Source organism: Actinoplanes sp. NPDC049265, assembly GCF_043197135.1.
Taxonomy (GTDB): Bacteria; Actinomycetota; Actinomycetes; order Mycobacteriales; family Micromonosporaceae; genus Actinoplanes.
Genome location: NZ_JBICSP010000004.1, coordinates 234243 through 252068 on the forward strand (window position 1 = coordinate 234243; position 17826 = coordinate 252068).

General features: G+C 70.7%; 17 protein-coding genes. 2 read left to right on the forward strand and 15 right to left on the reverse strand.

Going from position 1 to position 17826, the window contains the following annotated elements:
- Positions 1 to 27: 27 nt before the first annotated feature.
- The 5 genes from ACGFIO_RS13170 to ACGFIO_RS13190 form a co-directional block, all read right to left on the reverse strand.
- Positions 28 to 1101, reverse strand: coding sequence for a Gfo/Idh/MocA family protein (locus ACGFIO_RS13170; RefSeq protein WP_392825934.1), 1074 nt, complete (start codon positions 1099 to 1101; stop codon positions 28 to 30).
- On the reverse strand, positions 1094 to 1867 hold the full coding sequence (locus ACGFIO_RS13175) for a ThuA domain-containing protein (protein WP_392825937.1): 774 nt from the start codon (positions 1865 to 1867) through the stop codon (positions 1094 to 1096). The genes ACGFIO_RS13170 and ACGFIO_RS13175 overlap by 8 nt, the downstream gene beginning before the upstream one ends.
- Positions 1868 to 2054: 187 nt before the next feature.
- Positions 2055 to 2858, reverse strand: coding sequence for a carbohydrate ABC transporter permease (locus tag ACGFIO_RS13180; protein WP_392825938.1), 804 nt, complete (start codon positions 2856 to 2858; stop codon positions 2055 to 2057).
- A gap of 8 nt (positions 2859 to 2866) precedes the next feature.
- A complete protein-coding gene (locus ACGFIO_RS13185) occupies positions 2867 to 3748 on the reverse strand; it encodes a carbohydrate ABC transporter permease (protein ID WP_392825941.1) in 882 nt (293 codons plus the stop codon).
- Entirely contained in the window at positions 3748 to 4968 is a 1221-nt protein-coding gene (locus ACGFIO_RS13190) for an extracellular solute-binding protein (RefSeq protein WP_392825943.1), read from the reverse strand. Before ACGFIO_RS13190 ends, ACGFIO_RS13185 begins: the two co-directional genes overlap by 1 nt.
- A gap of 164 nt (positions 4969 to 5132) precedes the next feature.
- On the opposite strand from ACGFIO_RS13190, the gene ACGFIO_RS13195 reads away from it, so the two are divergent.
- Positions 5133 to 6146, forward strand: coding sequence for a LacI family DNA-binding transcriptional regulator (locus ACGFIO_RS13195; protein ID WP_392825946.1), 1014 nt, complete (start codon positions 5133 to 5135; stop codon positions 6144 to 6146).
- On the opposite strand, the gene ACGFIO_RS13200 is transcribed toward ACGFIO_RS13195, so the two are convergent.
- A complete protein-coding gene (locus ACGFIO_RS13200) occupies positions 6147 to 7370 on the reverse strand; it encodes a carbohydrate-binding protein (RefSeq protein ID WP_392825949.1) in 1224 nt (407 codons plus the stop codon).
- A 114-nt stretch (positions 7371 to 7484) separates the two neighbouring features.
- Between ACGFIO_RS13200 and ACGFIO_RS13205 the strand changes: the two genes are divergently transcribed.
- The gene (locus tag ACGFIO_RS13205; protein WP_392825951.1) at positions 7485 to 8351 is read left to right on the forward strand and encodes a hypothetical protein; all 867 of its coding nucleotides are present in this window, start codon (positions 7485 to 7487) and stop codon (positions 8349 to 8351) included.
- Here ACGFIO_RS13205 and ACGFIO_RS13210 read toward each other — a convergent pair.
- The 9 genes from ACGFIO_RS13210 to ACGFIO_RS13250 form a co-directional block, all read right to left on the reverse strand.
- Positions 8341 to 11604, reverse strand: coding sequence for a hypothetical protein (locus ACGFIO_RS13210; protein WP_392825953.1), 3264 nt, complete (start codon positions 11602 to 11604; stop codon positions 8341 to 8343). The two genes, ACGFIO_RS13205 and ACGFIO_RS13210, sit on opposite strands and share 11 nt — an antisense overlap.
- Before the next feature lie 3 nt (positions 11605 to 11607).
- Positions 11608 to 12072 (reverse strand): hypothetical protein, encoded by a 465-nt coding sequence (locus ACGFIO_RS13215; RefSeq protein ID WP_392825955.1) that lies wholly within the window; start codon positions 12070 to 12072, stop codon positions 11608 to 11610.
- Complete coding sequence (locus ACGFIO_RS13220) at positions 12072 to 12827, reverse strand: hypothetical protein (RefSeq protein ID WP_392825957.1); 756 nt, start codon at positions 12825 to 12827, stop codon at positions 12072 to 12074. Before ACGFIO_RS13220 ends, ACGFIO_RS13215 begins: the two co-directional genes overlap by 1 nt.
- Positions 12828 to 12831: 4 nt before the next feature.
- On the reverse strand, positions 12832 to 13443 hold the full coding sequence (locus ACGFIO_RS13225) for a hypothetical protein (RefSeq protein WP_392825959.1): 612 nt from the start codon (positions 13441 to 13443) through the stop codon (positions 12832 to 12834).
- A gap of 3 nt (positions 13444 to 13446) precedes the next feature.
- Positions 13447 to 14055, reverse strand: coding sequence for a hypothetical protein (locus ACGFIO_RS13230; protein WP_392825962.1), 609 nt, complete (start codon positions 14053 to 14055; stop codon positions 13447 to 13449).
- Positions 14056 to 14068: 13 nt separating this feature from the next.
- A complete protein-coding gene (locus ACGFIO_RS13235; RefSeq protein ID WP_392825964.1) occupies positions 14069 to 14695 on the reverse strand; it encodes a hypothetical protein in 627 nt (208 codons plus the stop codon).
- Positions 14692 to 15135 (reverse strand): hypothetical protein, encoded by a 444-nt coding sequence (locus ACGFIO_RS13240; protein ID WP_392825967.1) that lies wholly within the window; start codon positions 15133 to 15135, stop codon positions 14692 to 14694. The genes ACGFIO_RS13235 and ACGFIO_RS13240 overlap by 4 nt, the downstream gene beginning before the upstream one ends.
- Positions 15132 to 17012, reverse strand: coding sequence for a glycosyltransferase family 4 protein (locus tag ACGFIO_RS13245; protein WP_392825969.1), 1881 nt, complete (start codon positions 17010 to 17012; stop codon positions 15132 to 15134). The genes ACGFIO_RS13240 and ACGFIO_RS13245 overlap by 4 nt, the downstream gene beginning before the upstream one ends.
- A 275-nt stretch (positions 17013 to 17287) precedes the next feature.
- Positions 17288 to 17826 (reverse strand): FG-GAP-like repeat-containing protein (locus tag ACGFIO_RS13250; RefSeq protein WP_392825971.1); only part of this gene is annotated, 539 nt, incomplete at its 5' end.

Consider the following 17826-nt stretch of genomic DNA (forward strand, 5'->3'; position numbering starts at 1 on the left):
CGCAAAAAGTACCAAGACGAGCAATAATCACATATCCGTCGTCGGGGTCAGGACGTCCGCGATCGCGACCGGCCGCCCCTCGGCCGCCGAGCGGACCGCCGCCTCGACCATGGCCAGGCTGACGATGTTGCGGGCGGCGGCCGAGTCCGGCCGGTCACCGGCGCGGACGCAACGGGTGAACTCGGCCAGCGAACCCGCGATCCCCTCCGGCTCGCCCCCGAGCTCGGCCACCGCGGTGCTGCCGTCGGCCAGCTCCGCCACCGGCGCGTTGTCGCCGTCCCACGTCACGGTGCCGTGCTCGCCGGCCACCCGCCACGACCCGTTCCACGACGTCTCCTGGCCCGGCGCGCACCAGCTGCCGCTGAACGTGAACCGGATCCCGCCGGCCAGCACGAACGTGGCCTCGGCGGCCGCGTTGCCGGCGAACCAGCTCCACGGCGGGTTGTAGCTGTCGCACCCGACGGTCAGCGGGTCGGCCCCGGTGAGCAGCCGGGCCAGGTCGAACTGGTGGATCGCCATGTCCAGCAGCAGCGGTTCGGCCATCTCCTCGCGGAACCCGCCGAAGTGCGGCGCCTTGAAGAACTGGCAGTTCAGCGTGCCGATCGGGCCGATCCGGGCGATCAGCCGCCGGAACGCCGCGACCTGCGGTGAGTAACGCCGGGACTGCGACACCATCAGCAGCCGCCCGGTCCGCTCGGCCGCGTCGACCATGGCCCGGGCCTCCGCGACCGTGGGCGCCATCGGCTTCTCGCACAGCACCGGCAGGCCTGCCTCCAGCGCCGTGACAGTGGTCGCCCGGTGCGCCTCCGGCACTGTCACGTTGACCAACGCGTCCGGCCGGGCCGCGGCGATGACCGCGGCCAGATCGGTGCCGATCACGACCTCAGCGGGTCCGTGGCCGGTCGCGGCCCCCCGGTCGACGCCGGATTCGGCCGCCGAACCCCCGGTGAAACCGTGGTCGGCCGCCGCACGCCGGGCCACCTCGGCGTCGAGGTCGACCAGGCCGGCCAGCTCGACGCCGGGATCGGCCCGGATCGCGTCCAGCCAGGCCCGGCCCATCGAGCCGGCGCCGACCTGGATCAGGCGTACGACCTCAGGCATCGATCGGACCGGTGTAGCCGTGGCCGGTGAAGAAGTCGCCGGTCTCGTACCGCAGCAGGGTGGGAATCTTGCGCGCGGGCAGATCGGTGCGCACCCACTGGACGCCGTTCGCGATCACCCGGCGCACGTCCCTGTGGTGGTAGACCGGATAGTCCTGGTCGCCGGGCGAGAAGAAGAAGATCTTGCCGTGGCCGCGGCGGAACGTGCAGCCCGACCGGAACACCTCACCGCCACTGAAGGTGGAGAGAAAGATCAGCTCGTCCGGGGCCGGGATGTCGAAGAACTCGCCGTACATCTCCTGCTGGTCGATGACGATCGGGTGGGGTACGCCGCGCGCGATCGGGTGCGTCGGGTTGACCGTCCACACGAGTTCCCGATCCTGCTCGCTGCGCCAGCGCAGGGTGCAGCTCGTACCCATCAGCTTGCCGAAGATCTTGGACCAGTGACCCGAATGCAGCACGACCAGGCCCAGCCCCGACAGCACGTGCCGGTGGACCCGGTCGACCACCTCGTCGGACACCTCGTCGTGGGCCGCGTGTCCCCACCAGACGAGCACGTCGGTGTCGGCCAGCACCTCGGCGGACAGCCCGTGCTCCGGTTCGTCCAATGTGGTCGTCGACACCCGGGCCGTGTCGCCTAGGTTCTCCGCGATGCCCGCCGCGATCGTCGTGTGCATGCCCTCCGGGTAGATGTCCCGGACGTGCTGCTCGATCTGCTCGTGGCGGTTCTCGCCCCAGACCAGGACGCGCAGGGTGTTGTCGGTCACGGTGCATCCTTCGTGTTCGTAGGTGTCGCGGACAGCCTTCTCAAGAACCTTTGACATTCATGTCGTAGCGGGGTGGGTGATACAGACCGTCGCTCCCGCCGAGGGTCGCTTCGCTCCACGTGCGCAATGGGTTGCGCCCCAAAACCCCAAAACCCCAAAACCCCAAACCAAAACCCAAACCACTGGGCTATTTGACCGAGCCGCCGGTGGCCCCGGCGGCGATGTAGCGCTGGGCGATGACCAGCAGGATGATCGCCGGGATGGAGGCGAGCATGGCGCTGGCCATGACCGCGTTCCAGTTGGACACGTGCGCGCCCAGATAGGTGAAGATGCCCAGGGTCACCGGCGTGATGGTGCCCTTGGTCGACATGGTCAGCGCGAAGAGGAAGTCGCTCCACGCGAACAGGAAGGCGAACAGCCCGACCGTGATCAGCGAGTTGCGACTGATCGGCACCACGATCGACACGAAGGCGCGAACCAGTCCGGCGCCGTCGACCCGCGCCGCCTCGACGATCGACGACGGGATGCTCAGCATGAACGATCTCATGATGAGTACGCCGAACGGGATCGCGTTGGTCGTGTTGGCGATGATCAGTCCCGGGATGCTGTTCAGCAGCCCCATGCTCTCGAACAGCGTGTAGAGCGCGTTGGCGATCACGATGCCCGGGATCATCTGGCAGATCAGGATGGTCAGCAGCGCCCAGTTGATCCACCGGAAGCGGAACTGCGCCAGGGCGTACGCGGCCGGCGCGGCGATCACCAGCGTCACGAGCACCGTTCCGAACGCCACGATCAGACTGGTGACCAGATTGGCGCCCTGGTCACGGATCGCCGTGGCGTACCCGTCAAGGCTCGGATGGGTGGGGAAGAACGAGTCCGGCAGTGCTCCTCCGGAGGGAGACAGCGAGATGTTCAGCATCCAGTAGACCGGGAAGAGCATCAGGGCGAGCAGCACGATCGCGACCGCGGTACGGATCCTTCTCCTGACCATCACTCCCCCTACTCGTCGATTCGGCGCCGGTTGACGCGCAGGTAGACGACCGCGAACATCAGCGAGACGACGATCAGGATGTTGCTCAGCGCCGCGCCCTGCCCGAACTTGAACGTGACGAACGAGTGCTGGTACGACTGCAGCGCGATGGTCTGGGTGGCGTCGGCCGGCCCGCCCTTGGTCAGGCCGAGGATGATGTCCAGCACCTTGAGCGTGTAGATCACGCCGAGCATCAGCGTGATGCTGACGACGGCCCGCAGCTGCGGCCAGGTGATATACCAGAACGCCTTCCAGCCGTTGGCGCCGTCGATCGCCCCGGCCTCGTAGAGCTCGTCCGGGATGTCCTGCAGCCCGCTGTAGAGCAGGGTCAGGTTGAACGGGATGCCCAGCCAGATGTTGACCAGGATGACCGAGATCAGGGCCACGCTGGGCGAGGTGAGCCAGGGCACCGGCGTGTCGACGATGCCCAGGCCCTGCAGCAGCGCGTTGGCGACGCCGCTGTCCTGTTCGAGGATGGCCCGCCAGGCCACGCTGCCGACGATCAGCGGCAGCAGCCAGGGCAGCAGAAACAGGGCCCGCAGCACTCCGTTGAGCGGGAAGTTCTTCTTGAAGAACAGCGCCAGCAGCATGCCGATGACGAACTGCCCGACCAGCGAGCCGAGGGTGAACAGGGCGGTGTTGACGACCGCCTTACCGAACACGTGCTCCCCGGTCACGGCCACGTAGTTGTCGAACCCGATCCAGTCGGCCTGGCCGGTGAAGAACGTCCGCAGACCGTAGTCCTGGAAGCTCATCACCGCGTTCTTGACGACCGGATAGCCGAACAGGAACACGATCGCCAAGGCGGCCGGTACGACGAACAGAACCTTGGCGATCGCCTCCTTCCGCATCAGCTCGCGCCCGCCTTGGCCATCGCGTCGGCCGGGGCGGCCTGCCCGGTCAGCACCTGCTGCACGCCGGTGTAGATGATCTTCGCCTGGTCGGGCCACTTCTCGCCGAGCTTGCCGGTGCGGGACCGGGCCTTGGCGACCGGGTCGACGAAGCCGACCATCGTCGGGTTCTCGGCCTTGTACTTGTCGGCCAGGGCCAGCTTGGTCGGCACGATGCCGCCCTCCTTGGCCCGCTTGAGCTGGTTGTCGTCGGTGTTCATGCACGCGACCAGCTCGGCCGCCTTCTTCATCTTGGCCTCGCTCGCGGTCAGCGGCACCGACCACGCCTCACCGCCGAGGGGCGCGGTCGACGTCTGGCCGGCCTGGTTGACCGGGAACGGCACCACGCCGTAGTCGACCTTCGACTTCTCGATGGTCGGGATCTGCCACGGGCCGTTCAGCATCATCGCCGCCTTCTTGGCGATGAACTGGTCGTTGACGTCGGCCTGGGTCCAGTTGACGACGCTCTTGGAGGCCGAGCCGTCGGCGACCAGGTCCTTCCACAGCTGCAGCGCCTGAGCCACCTGCGGCGTCTTGAGCTGGGTCTCGTCGCCGCCGTTGGTCCACATCGGCGGCAGGAACTGCCAGGCGCCCTCGTAGTCGGCGGTGGCGTTGAACGCGAAGCCGTACTGGCTGCCCTTGGTCAGCTTCTTGGCCGCGGTCTTCAGCTCGTCCCAGGTCGTGGGGGGCTGCACGCCGGCCGCGGACAGGATGTCCTTGTTGTAGAAGATGGCGATCGTGTTGGCGCCGGGCTGCAGCGCGTACAGCTTGCCCTGGTAGGTGGCCGCGGCGACCGGGCCCGGGGCGAAACCGTCGGCGTTGAGGCCGAAGTCCGAGAGCGGGGCGAGCGCGCCGGTGGCGGCGATCTGCTGGATGTCGGGATTGTCGAGCATCAGCACGTCCGGCATCGTCTTCGAGGACGCCTGCTGGAGCACTTTCTGAATCAGGGTCGGGCCGGGAATCGACTGGTGGTCGACTTTCGCGACACCGATGGAGGTGCCGCAGGCGCTGAGCATGTCGCCGATCTGGGTCTTGGCGGGCTCGTCGTTGTAGTAGTCGAGCACGGTCAGGCTGTCGACCTTCGCTCCGGCGTCGCCGCCGTCGTCGTCCGATCCACCGCACGCGGCGAGGGTCAGCGGTACGACGGTCAGCAGCGCGGCCGCGGCCACGAGGCGCTTCATGACAACTGTTTCCCCTTAAGGTGAACCGGATAACCTTGTTGACTGATCCGGCGCCTTTGTGACGAAGTGGTTAACCGGATCACCAGTGGTGGGAGTGTGCGCCGTCACAATCTTGCCTGTCAAGGGTGGGGTTAACCGGATAACCCTGTCGTATGCTGCGGTGCATGGCGGCGACTATTCGCGACGTGGCCCGGGCGGCCGGCGTTTCCTCCGCGACCGTGTCGTATTACCTGAACGACACCAAGCCGCTGACCCCCGACACCACCCAGCGCATCGAGCAGGCGATGGCCGAGCTCAAGTTCCGCCGCAACCCGGTGGCCCGGGCCCTGGCCAGCCGCCGGTCCCGGATCATCGCGCTGGCCTACCCGTTCAGCGACGAGCACGAGTCGCCGTCGGCGCGGCACTTCATCATCGGCGCCGCGCGAGCCGCCTCCGACCGCGACCACAACCTCGTGGTGTGGCCGGTCGACGACGACGGGCCGGAACTCGCCACCTTCGCCGAGCAGGGTCTGGTCGACGGCGTCGTGCTGATGGACGTCCGGGTCGACGATCCGCGGGTGGAGGCCTTGGGCAAGCTCGGTGTACCGGTCGCGCTGATCGGCCGGACCGGGGACAGCACCACGCTGCCGTACGTGGACATCGACTTCGACGAGTCGGTCAGGCTCGCCTTCGACCACCTGACCGGGCTCGGCCACCGGCGCATCGTGCTGGTCAACGGCGATCCCGAGGACGGCCACCTGTACGGGTACGGCCCGTACGTGCGCACCGAGGCGGCGTACCGCCGGCTGATGGCCGAGTGGGGCCTCGATCCGATCGTCATGGTCTGCGGCCAGACCGTGGTCGACGGCCGGGCGGCGGCCGGACGCCTGCTCGCCGCCCACCCGGACACCACCGCCGTGATCGTCATGAAGGAACTGCCCGCCCCGGGACTGACCGCCGAGCTCATCCAGCGCGGCCGGTCGGTACCCGGCGACATCTCGGTGATGTCGATGTACAGCACGGCCAACGTGGCCGCGATGTCCACGCCCAATCTGACCACTGTCACCACCCCCGGCACCGAGCTGGGCGCCCTCGGCGTCGAGGCCCTGCTCAAACACCTGGGCGGCTTCCCGGTCCCGCCGACGCTGGCCACCGGTCGTCTGGTGATCGGCGCGTCGACGGGTCCCGCGAAGACCTGATCAGCCGGTGTAGCCCGCGAAGATCCGGCTGAACTCGTACGGCTGCTGCGCGATGTTGGTGCACCGGTAGAGCGGCCCGCTGCAGGCGTTGGCGTCCCGGCCCAGCTCCCAGAAGCTCAGCATGCCGAGGTGCCGTCCCTGGGCGAAGGACACCAGCTGCCGGGCGTCGTTCTGGTCGTACACGTGGCCGTCGTCGTTCTGGCCCAGCATCGGCGTGACGCCGACCATCTTCCACGCCTGCGCGTCGGTGCGGCCCGGGTAGAGCGACTTGATCTGGTTGAAGGTGGAGTTGGCCGCGGCCACCGCGAAGTCGCCGTAGTCACCACTGCGGTAGTAGTCCATCGCCATCACGTTGACCAGGTCGACGTTGACCCCGGCGTCGCGGGCCGAACGGACCACGCCCAGCCCGTCGGCGGTCAGGCCCTCGGGCAGCACCGGCAGCGTGAAGGAGACCCGCAGCCCCGGGTTCGCGCGCTGCAGCGCGGCGAGGGCCTGCGACCGGCGGTTGACCGAGGTCGGATCGGCGGTCGCGCTGCCCTCGATGTCCAGGTCGATGTACTTCAGGTTGTACGCGCTGACGACGGCCTGATACTCCGCCTGCAGTGCCGACACGCTCCCGCAGGCCTGGGCGAGCTCGATGCCGGTGGCGCCACCGAAGGAGATCTTCACGTCGCCGCCGCGGGCGCGTACCGCGTCGATCTGGTCCTTGGCCCAGCCCTGCCGCGGGTCGTAGGCGTTGAACCACATGGCCTTGCAGGCCGAGGCGGTGATGAACGCCAGCGTCACGTGCTTGAGGCTGCCGCTGCCGACCATGGCCGGGAGGCTCGGCGTCGGCCAGGCTCCCATGTCGACGTAGGGCGCGTGCGACAGGCCGTCGGTGGTGGGCGGGGGGTCGGTGGGCGGCGGGTCGGTCGGGGGCGGGTCGGTCGGCGGGGTGCTGTCGCAGGCGCCGAGGTCCTCCCACAGCGACGCGGCGGCGACCGGGGTCCAGCCGGCGCCGGGCGGCGGGGTGTGCGCGACCCGGGCCCGGTAGAGGCGGCCGCCGAAGGTCACCTGGGCGCCGACGGCGTACGGGGTGCCCTCGGCCCAGGCCGGGGCGTTGCAGGCGACCATCACGGTCGCTTCGGTGGCGGTGGCGGCGAAGGCGGCGGGGGCGGTCAGCATCCCCGCCAGCAGGGCGGTTACGGCCGAGACGGCCACCGCCCAAGGGCGCAGTGCTCTCATGCATCGAGACTGATGGATGAGTTAATAACTGTCAACACTCTTAAGTGTTAGTCCGGTCGTCCGGCCGATGGCGGGGCCGGCGGGCCGGCATTAGCTTCGGTCCAGGAGGTCGCCGTGGCCGCAACCGACATCGACGTGGTGGTGCCCGCCCGTCGCGCGGCGACGGTGTCACGACTGCTCATGGGCCTGGCGGCCGGCGACGACCGCCCCGATCTGGTCACCCTGATCGGCCACGAGGTGCCCGACGACCAGCCGGCGTTCGGGCTCACCGTGCGGCTGCTGCGGCCCGCGAGCACCCGTTACCCGATCGGGGACCACGACGTCGCGGTACGCCGCAACATCGGCATCTGGCGGTCACCGTGCGCCCGGATCATCGGTCTGGACGACGACGTGGTGCCGGCCGCGGACACCGTCGCGGCCTGTCGCCGGTTGCTGGCCGAGGACGCCTACGTCTGGGGCCATCACCGCTATCGCGACCTGTCGGCGGTCGGCACCGACCCGGAACTCGTCGCACGACTGGTGCACACCCCGGCCGGCGCCGGCCGATCGCGCGAACTCGGCGTGAATCGCTGGCACCTCTACCAGAGCTGCTACGCCGGGATGTTCGCGGCGCGGCGGGACGAGCTGATCGCCTCGGGCGGGTTCGACCTCGCGTACTGCGGCCGGCACGCGGGCGAGGACCAGGACCTCGGGCTGCGCCTGGCCCGGCGAATCCACGGCCGCGAGCAGGTGTTCATCCACGAGCCCCCGTTCGCCTGGCACCCCGAACAGCCCGAGCCGTGGGGACCGCCGGGCTGGACCAACCTGTGCAGCGGCGGGCATCGGACGCGGTCGACCGTACGGAACGGCCTCGATCTCATGTCCTGTCTGGACTGTCCCTGGATGACGACCGATCGCCCACCGAAGGCCACGGATCCGTTGCCGTTGCTGGCCTTCGATCCGGGCCAGGCCTCCGCCACCGAGGTCTGGCTCAAGGATTGACGACCAGGCCGTAATAGTGGTGCAGCAGCCGGAACCGGGCGACGTTGGCGCGCGGCCGCTGCCACCCCGAGGACCACTCGGCGCCGGTCGCCTCGTAGACGAAGGCCAGCAACAGATCGAGGTTGCCGGGCGTCAGGCACCACGGCCGTAACGGCGTCCAGACCGCCGTCGCGGCCGTGGCCTTCTCGGCCGCGGTCCGCACCGGTCCCGCCGCCGTGGCGAGATTGTTCAGCTGGGTACGCAGCCCGGGCGTCGCCGCGATCCGCGTGCGCAGGGCCCGCCACCGGTTGCCGCTCGTGCCGCCGGCGGCGATCAGCGCGCTGGCCAGCAGCAGCCGGACCTGATCGGTGCCGATGTTGTAGCGCAGGTACGCGAACGGCAGGTCGAGAACGGCGGGCGCACCGGCCGGCAGCGGACCCGGCCCGAACAGCCACTCGGTACCGGTGAAGGTCCGGAGCAGCTGCACCCCGTCTCCCAGCACCGTCACGAGGAACCGCTCAGGATCCTTGACCGGCGCGGCGACCGCGGCCACGGCCGGCGGTGGCGGCGTGAATCGGCGCAGGGTCACCGCGTCCCGCAGCACCAGCCCGCGGGCCAGGGCGGCGCCCAGGTCGTCGACCCCGGCCGCCTTCCAGGTCCGGTACGAGAAGTCCCGGTAGGCGACCCCGCCCGGCGTGTCCCCGGCCAGGATGTCCAGCCCGGCGACCTGCAACAGGTACGAGTTGGTGGCCAGCGCCATGACGAACGCGTCGGTACGCGCGGCGAGTGGCGCCGCCGCGGCCAGCCAGACCAGGTTGCTGATGTCCGGCGTGGGCCGCAGCGAGGTCACCGCGTCGGTGGTGCCGCTGGGCACACCGGCGTCGATGCTGACCGCGGACGGCGGCAGGGCCAGCGCTCCCTCGGTCCGGTAGAGCGCCAGCACGAGTTCCGGGGAGGCGCCGGTCGCGGTGGCCGCGGCCCGGGCGACGCGCAACCGCAGGATGATGTCCTGCACCTTGCGCAGGCCGACGATCGCCTGGCTGCTCGTCCGAGCGCCGCGGGCCGCGTCGGCCACCGTGATCGCGCCGGTGAGCAGAGCCTGTCCGAGCGCGGCGCCGGACGACGCGGCCAGATCCAGATCCTGCCGGAAGAACCGGGGAACGGCGCCGGTCAGGTCGGCCGGTACGCGCGGCCCGGCGGCCCGGGCCGTACGCTCGGCCGCGCGTACCCGGCCCAGCATGGCCAGCGAACCGTCGCCCTGCGCCCGCTGCCAGTCGGCCAGCACCGGCGTGCGGAGGTCGGTGATCCGCCGCTCCCGGTCGGCGACGGACAGCGGGCGTAGCCGCCCTTCCAGCGTGACGGCACCGGGCAGGTAGACCCGTTCCGCCGAACCGGGCGGTCCCGGCGCGATGTTCGCCGGCAGCGGCGGGACCTGCCCCAGAAGCAGCTGGGCGAGCAACCGGTTGATCGGCCCGACACCACCGCCTCCCCCGGCCACCGCCGGCAACGCCGGGCGGACCGGACCGTCCCGGCCGGTGCCGGTCGCGACCGGAACATCGCTCTGGGCCAGCGCTGTTCGCACCGCCCGGCCCGCCTCGGTGGCGACCGGGGCGCGCCCCGGCGTCAGGGTGCCGGCGGCGGGCCAGCCCTCGGCCACCCAGTGCAGTCCGGAGGAGGCCAACCGGCGGCCGACGGCGTCGTTCGGGAACTCGTTGCCCGCGGCCCAGCCCAGCACCGCCACCGGCACCCGCCGGGCCAGGGTGGTCAGCTCCGGCGGGATCTCGGGTCGCGCACCCGGGCGAAAGCCGGTGATGACGCCGGGCGCCGGCCGTCCGTCGGTGTAGCTGAGCGGCCGGGAGCCGGCCGTACCGGTCAAAAAACCGGCGATCGCGATCGCCGCCGGATGTTCGGCCCGGAGCTCCCCCAGCATGGCCAGCAGGAAGGTGTGCAACTGTCGCGCGGCCACGTCCGGGCGGGCCGGGCCGGGTTGTTCGAGAACGACGGCGACCGGGTTACGCAGCAGATCGAAGAGCACCGTGGGCGAGTCGCTCCAGCGTCGCCCGACCACGCGCCACAACCGGCGAAAGTCGGCGAACGACAACGGCTGCCCGTCGCCGCCGGACCGCACGGTCGCCAGCTGCACGATGGTGTACAGGCCCCGGTCCTGGGCGGCCCGCACGGTCGCGTCCAGCGCGTCCAGGTAGGCGGCGCCGTCGTCGGCCGGGTCGCTTTCCGCGGGTATCGGGGCGGCGCCCGCGGGCAGCCGGAGGTCCGGGTCCGGGACCGGTGCGGCCGCGACGACGTGGTCCAGCGCGATCGGCACGCTCACCGCCGTGACGCCCCAGCGGACGAGAAGGTCGAGATCCGGTTCGGGTACGGCCGGAGCGTAGTCCCCGTCCGGCCCGGGCACGGCGTGGTCGAAGCCCGGTACGTGCACGGCACGCAGCCGGACCGGCTGATCCGCCTCGTCCAGCAGCAGCGGCCCGTGCACGCGCAACCGGGTCGGCGCGCTCCCGGATCCGGCCCGCGCCGACTGCCGCCGCTGTTCCCGGGCCGTGTCCCGGCGCTCGCCGCGAGCCTGCTCCCGGCGTTCCTCCTCGCGCGCCTCGTCCCGCCGCCTCTCCCGCGCCTCATCCTGGACCCGTTCCCGGCGCTCCTCCCCACGCGCCTCCGCCCGACGCCTCTCCCGCACCTCACCCTGGGCCTGCTCCCGGCGCTCCTCCCCACGCGCCTCCGCCCGACGCCTCTCCCGCGCCTGTTCCCTGCGCTCCTCCTGACGGGCCGACCCCCGCTGCTCGTCGCGCAGCTGCTCGCGGCGCTCGTCGCGGGCGGTCTGATCGCGGACCTCGCGCCGCTCCGCGGCCGACTCCTCCCGTCGACGGCGCTCGCGCTCCTCCTCGGCCCGTTCCGTGGCCGACAGCAGCGCCGCACGCATCGCGCGGGCGGCGATCGCCGCCGCCCGGCGGGTGCTCTCCAGCCGTCCCGCTCGGCGGGCGGCGTTCCGCTCGCGGCTGTCCCGTTCGGCCCGCCGCTGGGCCCGGATGCGAGCCACCGTGTTCGCGTGCCGGTCGGCCCGGCGTCGTTCCCCGGCGGCCTCGGCGCGGGCCTCCTCCAGCGCGTCGACCCGGCGCTGTTCCTCCTTGACCCGCTCGCGCTCCTCCTCCAGCGCCTTCTCCCGCAACTCCTCGAGCTTCTGCTCCCGGCGCTGCTCCGCACGTTCGCGTTCACGGCGCTCGCGGAGCCGCTCCTCCTGCTGTTCGGCCGCGTTCGCCACGGGTCAGTCCGTGCTGCCGGGCACCGGGGGCAGCGGCGCCAGCCGGATCTCGAAGGAGGACAGGCTCGCGGCGTCGAGCAGCCCGCCCGGGTCGGCGACGACGGTGACCGCCTCGCCGGCGAACTCGACCGCCGCCCGTACCCGCACGTGGGCGTCGTTGATCGCGTACCCGTCGAGGTCGGCCGACCCGGACACGACGGCCTGGGTGACCGCGTCGACCAGCTGCCGCACGGTCAACCGCCGCGCGACCTCCTGCGCCTGCCGCAGCCGGTCCCGCAGGTCGGCGATCTCCGCGGCCTGGCCGGCCACCACCCGCCGCAGCCGCTCGACCTCGAACCGGGTCGCCCCGGCCTGATCGATCAACAGGTCACGCCGGGTCGCCAGGCTGCGGCCGAGTTCGCCGGCCACGCCGCGGGCGACCGCCTGCTCGACGAACGCGGCCGACAGCCGTTGCGTCCCTTCGCTCATCACGAGGTTCCCGGTGGCGTCTCGGGCAGCCGGGGCAGCAGCTTGAGCTCCATCTGGACGGTGGACAGCTGCTCGGCCGGAGCGGTTCCCGGCTGCGCGGCGATGATCTCCACGTCGCCCTGCTCGTTGGTCCGCAGCAGCCCCTTGGCCTCGACGTTCAGGCCGGTCAGGGCGGCCGCGAAGGCACGGCCACCGGTGGCCGGCCGGTTGCCGAGGTCGGCCAGCACGTCGGCGAAATGGCCGGCCAGGCCGGTGGTCGTCATCGCCGGCGGCGCCGAGTCTTCGGCGCCCTGCTCGAGCTCGGTGATCCGGCCACGGAGCTGTTCGCGTTCCGCCCGCAGTGCCTCCACCTCGTCGGCGTGCGCCTGGTTGACCTGCCCGATGGTGTCGTCGAGCTGACTACGGACCTGCTCCGGGATGGCGGTGCGCACTTCGTCGATCTCCCGTCGCAGATCGTCGGCGCGGCCGCGGGCCTCGTCGCGTTCCGAACGCAGCGCGTCGCGGTCCCGCCGTAGTTCGTCCGAGCCCGCTTCCACCTGCTGCAACCGGCCCAGCTCGACCTGCTGGCGGGAGAACTCCTGCTGCAGTTCCTCCTGTTTGCCGACCAGCCGGTCCAGTCGCTCGGCCAGGCCGTCCCGTTCCCGTTCGGTCGCGGCCAGGCGTTCCTGGGTCCGGGCGAGCTCCAGTTTGAGCTCCTCGGGCGTGGGATCCTCGCCCCGGTCGCCCTTCGGATCTTCTTTCGACGCAGAGTTCATCCGCTCATCCCTCCGCCGGATCCTCGCGGGTGACGGTCAGGGTCTCGTCATCCACGCGCAGGAGTTTGAGCCGCTGCGCCGATGTGCCCTCGCCCTCGGTCTGCAGGACGATCCAGGATCGCTCGGGCGGGCTGAAGTTGACGCTGACCCGGCCGCGGACACCGGTGTCGTCATCGACGAGTCTCGTCCGCACGGCCGCCACCACCTCCTCGGCCGAGTGGACGGCCCGGACCGCGGTGACCACGGCCGGCGGCGGCACCGGCACGACGGTCAGCCGCACGCTGCTGCTGGCTTGGACGTCGTAGCCGAACTGGTTGGCGTACCGGGCGTTGACGGGCTGGGCCCAGATCCGCGGCACCGCCGGGCCGCCGGTCTCCGGTGGCTGTTCCACCGCGACGGCGATCCGCAGGTCCAGTTCGGTGCTGGGGATTTGGTACCAGGTGGCGGTGAGACCGTACTGGCCGAGCACCGGGTCGTCGTCGATCATCTGCTGAATCTCGATGCTGTGCCGGTCCAGGGCCGACTGCGCCTCGCCGATGCCACGGCCGAGAGCGCTGAGCAGTTGCTCGAGCGGCACGGAGAGCAGTTCCGCGACCTGCTGGGTGGGATCGGTCATGGTTCAGACCGTCGTGACGGTAGGCGGATCGGTGAACGTGTTGATCGTGGTGATCGCCGGTTGCAGCCGGCTCGGCGGCGGCACCGGTCGCATCGTCGCCCGCAGGACGCTGGATCCGCTGGCGTCGTAGCTGTAGGTGTTCTGCGTCCGGTAGTCCACGGTGGACACGTACGCCCGCGACGGCCGCAGCCCGAGGAAACCGGCCGCCGCACTGGTCGAGCCGGTGGTGTCGCTGGCCGAGTCCTCGTGCATCGTGATCGCGATCTTCACCTCGATCGACGCCTCGGTGAACTGGTAGAAGGTCGGGAACAGCCCGGCCTGCAGCATGGACATGGTGGTGCGCTCGACGCCGGACGGCCGCACCCGGGCCCCGGTCACCTGGACCGTCTCGGTCCCCGCGTCGCCGCCCGGCACCGCAACGGTGACCGGGGTGATGGTCGGCTCGATCACCTCGGTGACCCCGCTGAGCACTTCGACCTGGACCTCGGCCAGGGCTTTCAGCGTTTCCAGGGAGTTGCGGTCGAGCGCGGTCTGACCGTCGGCGATGGCGACGGCCAGGTTGCGGACGAGTTCGGCGAACGGGAGATCGAGCAGATCGCGGCCGATGGTCATCAGCGGGCCCCTCTCAGACCGTGGTGACGACGGGCGGCTGACCTTGCAGCATGGGCAGGGTGTTGACGGTGATGATGCGCGGCGTCAGCCGGCTCGGTGGCGGCACCGGCTTGAGCGTGGTCCGCAGCAGGCTCGACCCCTCGGCCGAGTAGGAGTAGGTGTTGGAGTTCTTGTAGTTGACGTGCGCCGCGAAGGCCACACTGACCGGGCCGAAGCCGCCCTGCACGGACAGCGACGCGCCGGCTTCGAGCTCGCTCGAGCTCGAGGTCTTCTGCGAGATCGACATCTTGACCTCGATCACCGATTCGGTGAACTGGTAGAAGGTGGGGAACAGCCCGGCCTGCAGCAGGGTGTAGTCCACCGGGTCGGTCGACTCCGAGGTGATCTTCGCGCCGGTGATCACCACCTGGGCGTTGCGAGTGCCGCCCTGCCCGTCGTCGACGGTCAGGCTGACCGACTCGAACGACGGCGTGATCGTCTCGTGGATCTCTTCGATGATCTTGACCTTTTCCCGCGCCAGCTGACGGGTGGTCTCGATCGAGGATCGGTCCAGGGCGAGCTGGCCGCGCGCGATGGCGAAGGCCAGGTTCTGAACCATCTGCGGGAACGGGACATCGAGGAGGTCTTGGCCGACGCTCATGCCGGATTTCCTTCCGCGTTCTCAGGGGACTCCCGCCGGTCGGACGAGAGGAAGTGACGTGGGTCGGTGAGGCGCCGGCTCCACGGCGTCTCGGCCGGGCTCGCGGCGGTACCGGGGCGGATCGCGTCGGTCAGGCCGGTCCGGCCCCGCTCGGCCAGCTGGCGGGCCGCGTTCAGGGCGAACCGCTGACGCAGGACGCGGAGGCCGGGGGCGTCGTCGGCGAAACTCACGCCGCCGGCGAAGCCGACCAGGCTGTGCGCCTGCAACGCCTCCTTGCGGCCGGGCGGCAGCCCGACCACCAGACCGCCGCCGGCGGTGCTGAGCAGGACGACGCCGCCCAGGGCGGCGGTGTGTTCGGCGATCGCGTCCAGTGCCTCGTCGGTGTGACCGGGTACGGCCCGTACGAAGAACATCTCGATCCCGCCCGCGTCGGCGCTCATCGGACCGCGCCGACCTGTTCGCGGGCCGGCGCCGCGAGCTCCTCGAAGTGCCGTACGACATCGGCCGGGACCGTGTCGGCCGCCGCCGCCCGGGCGATGTCCCGCCGCCACCGGGAGAACCCCTGATCGGTCAGCAGCCGGCGCAACGCGCTGACATCGTCCGGTTCCACCTCGCCGGTCACCGGTGGCCACCATGGGCTCGGCCCGTGGTACGGGACGCCCACCACCGCACAGGCCAGGTCCAGCCCCGGGCAGGCGTCCGCGGCGTGGTCGGCCACCAGTGCGTACGACGGCAGCGCGGCGACCAGTTCCTCGAGCGGGAGCCGTTCACCGGTCGTGATGTCGAGCGCCGGCGTGGTCACGGCGATCCGGGTGCCGGGAAAGACGGTCTGCAGCGGCGCCAGCGCGGCGAGGCTGCCCGGGCCGGCCAGCACCCATCCGACGTGCGCGCGCCGGGCCCCGGGCAGCAGCGGTGGCAGCCGGACCGGGATGGAGAGTTCGTCGCCCTCGGTGAACGCGGCCACGCGGATCCGCCCGGCCGCCTCGCCGTGCCGCCGTTCGGTCACGCGTACCTCGACGCTGGCGCCTTCCGGCAACCCGGCCACCGCGGGTGCGAGGGCGCTGCGCAGCGGTGTCGGTACGGCCGGGTCGGGCGCGGCGCCGGCAACGAAGGCGTACGTCCGGGACCGCACCGCCCGCCGCCGGGCCGGCGCCGCCCGCAGGCATCGTTCCCAGCTGCCGGCGATATCCTCCCAGCTGTAGCCCTGCGCGAAGGCACGGGACCGGGCGGACCGATCGGCCAGCTCGCTCGGATCCTCGTGCAGCGCGGCGATCGCGGTGGCCGCGGCACGGGTGTCGAGCAGGGTACGGACCAGGCCGAACTCGTCGCGCATGGTCGATTCCACCGGGACGGCGACACCGTGGGTGCCGACCAGTTCGCGGCTGGCCGACGCGGCGACGGCTATCGGCACCACGCCGGCCGCGGCCGCCTGCAGGGTCGGCAACCCGAAGCCCTCGCCGTACGAGCTGAGCAGGTGCACATCCGCCGCCTGGTAGAGACGGCTCAGCTCGGTCATGGTGACGCCGCCGTCGGCGCGCATCTCGAAGCCCGCGGTGAACCGCACCCGATCGAGCAGACCGAGCAATTCCAGATCATGGAGCACGCTGTACGCGTAGAGTTCGCTTTCCGCCGCCGGATCACGCGGGTCGCAGTGCAGGTGGAACATCACGTCGCCGTAACGCGGATCGCCGGCCAGCAACCGCAGCACATCGAGGGTGCGTGGCAACATTTTTCGCGGCTGATTGCGGGCGTCGGAAAGGACCACGAACCGGTCGGTGTAACCGAGCGCCGCCTTGGCCCCGGCCCGGTCGGCGGGCGGCCGGAAGACGTCGAGATCGACACCGTGCGGGATGTACTCGGCCGGCACTCCGCTGGCCGCCGAGACCGCCTGGCCCCAGCGGCTCATCGCGATCGGGACGTCGGCCGACCGGAGCAGCTCGGCCCATCCCGGCGCCAGGCGTCCGGCCGGGTCCGCGCCGTCCACGGGGTAGTAGTGCACCCATCGCGTTCCGGACATGTCCAGGTAGGACTGGATCTGCGGGTCGGTCATGAAGCTCATCCACCACACGTCGGCCAGGCTCACCACGTAGTCCGGGCGGATCCGCATGAGGTAGCCGAGCAGCACGTCGGCGCCGAACTGATCGTGCCGTACGGGATGCACCGGGAGGCCTTCCCACCACGTCGCGGCGCCCCGTGTCTGCCAGCCGAGGATCTCGATCCGGTGCCCGCGGTCACGCAGCCGCCGGCACACCTCGCGGGTGACGGTGGCGAAGCCCGACGGCGTGGAGGGGCTGTCCGAGATCCACAGCAGGCGCATCCTTGCCCCCCCCTTTTGACGACTCCTCGAAATTCGCATTCGACGGGTCGGCCGTCAAGCCTCCGAACGGCTTGGAAAAACGCTTTTAGCAATAGTCATACATTTGCCAATGATCGCTTTCCCAAGGTCAATTCGGTGATTTTTCCAGGGATCATTGCCATGCGTAAATAATTGCCTCGGCCAATCCTTTTGACGGACATTGATCGCTGTTCCGGCGAAAGGCACCCGGGCGGCGGCGGCCGTGACCACCACCGCCCGGGGATGCGGTCAGCCGGTCAGGAAATCGGAAGGTCCGACGGGTCCCCGCCGTAGGGCAGGCTGCCGGCGATCTGCACGTTGCGGTGCGTGCTCATGATGTGCCACTGACCCGCACCCTTGCGGTACAGCGCGATGTCGTCGTACCCGTCGCCGTCGAAGTCACCGGTCAACGGGATGTCACTGCGGTCTCCGCCGTACGGGTAGCTGGCGATGATCTGCTCACGGTTACGCAGGTTGAGCACGTGCCACTGGCCCGCGTTGACCCGGTAGACACCGATGTCGGTGGTGCCGTCACCGTTGAGGTCGGCGACCACGGGCCGGTCCGACGGGTCCCCGCCGTAGGGCAGGCTGCCGGCGATCTGCACATTGCGGTGCACGCTCATGATGTGCCACTGACCCGCACCCTTGCGGTACAGCGCGATGTCGTCGTACCCGTCGCCGTCGAAGTCACCGGTCAGCGGGATGTCACTGCGGTCTCCGCCGTACGGGTAGCTGGCGATGATCTGCTCACGGTTACGCAGGTTGAGCACGTGCCACTGGCCCGCGTTGACCCGGT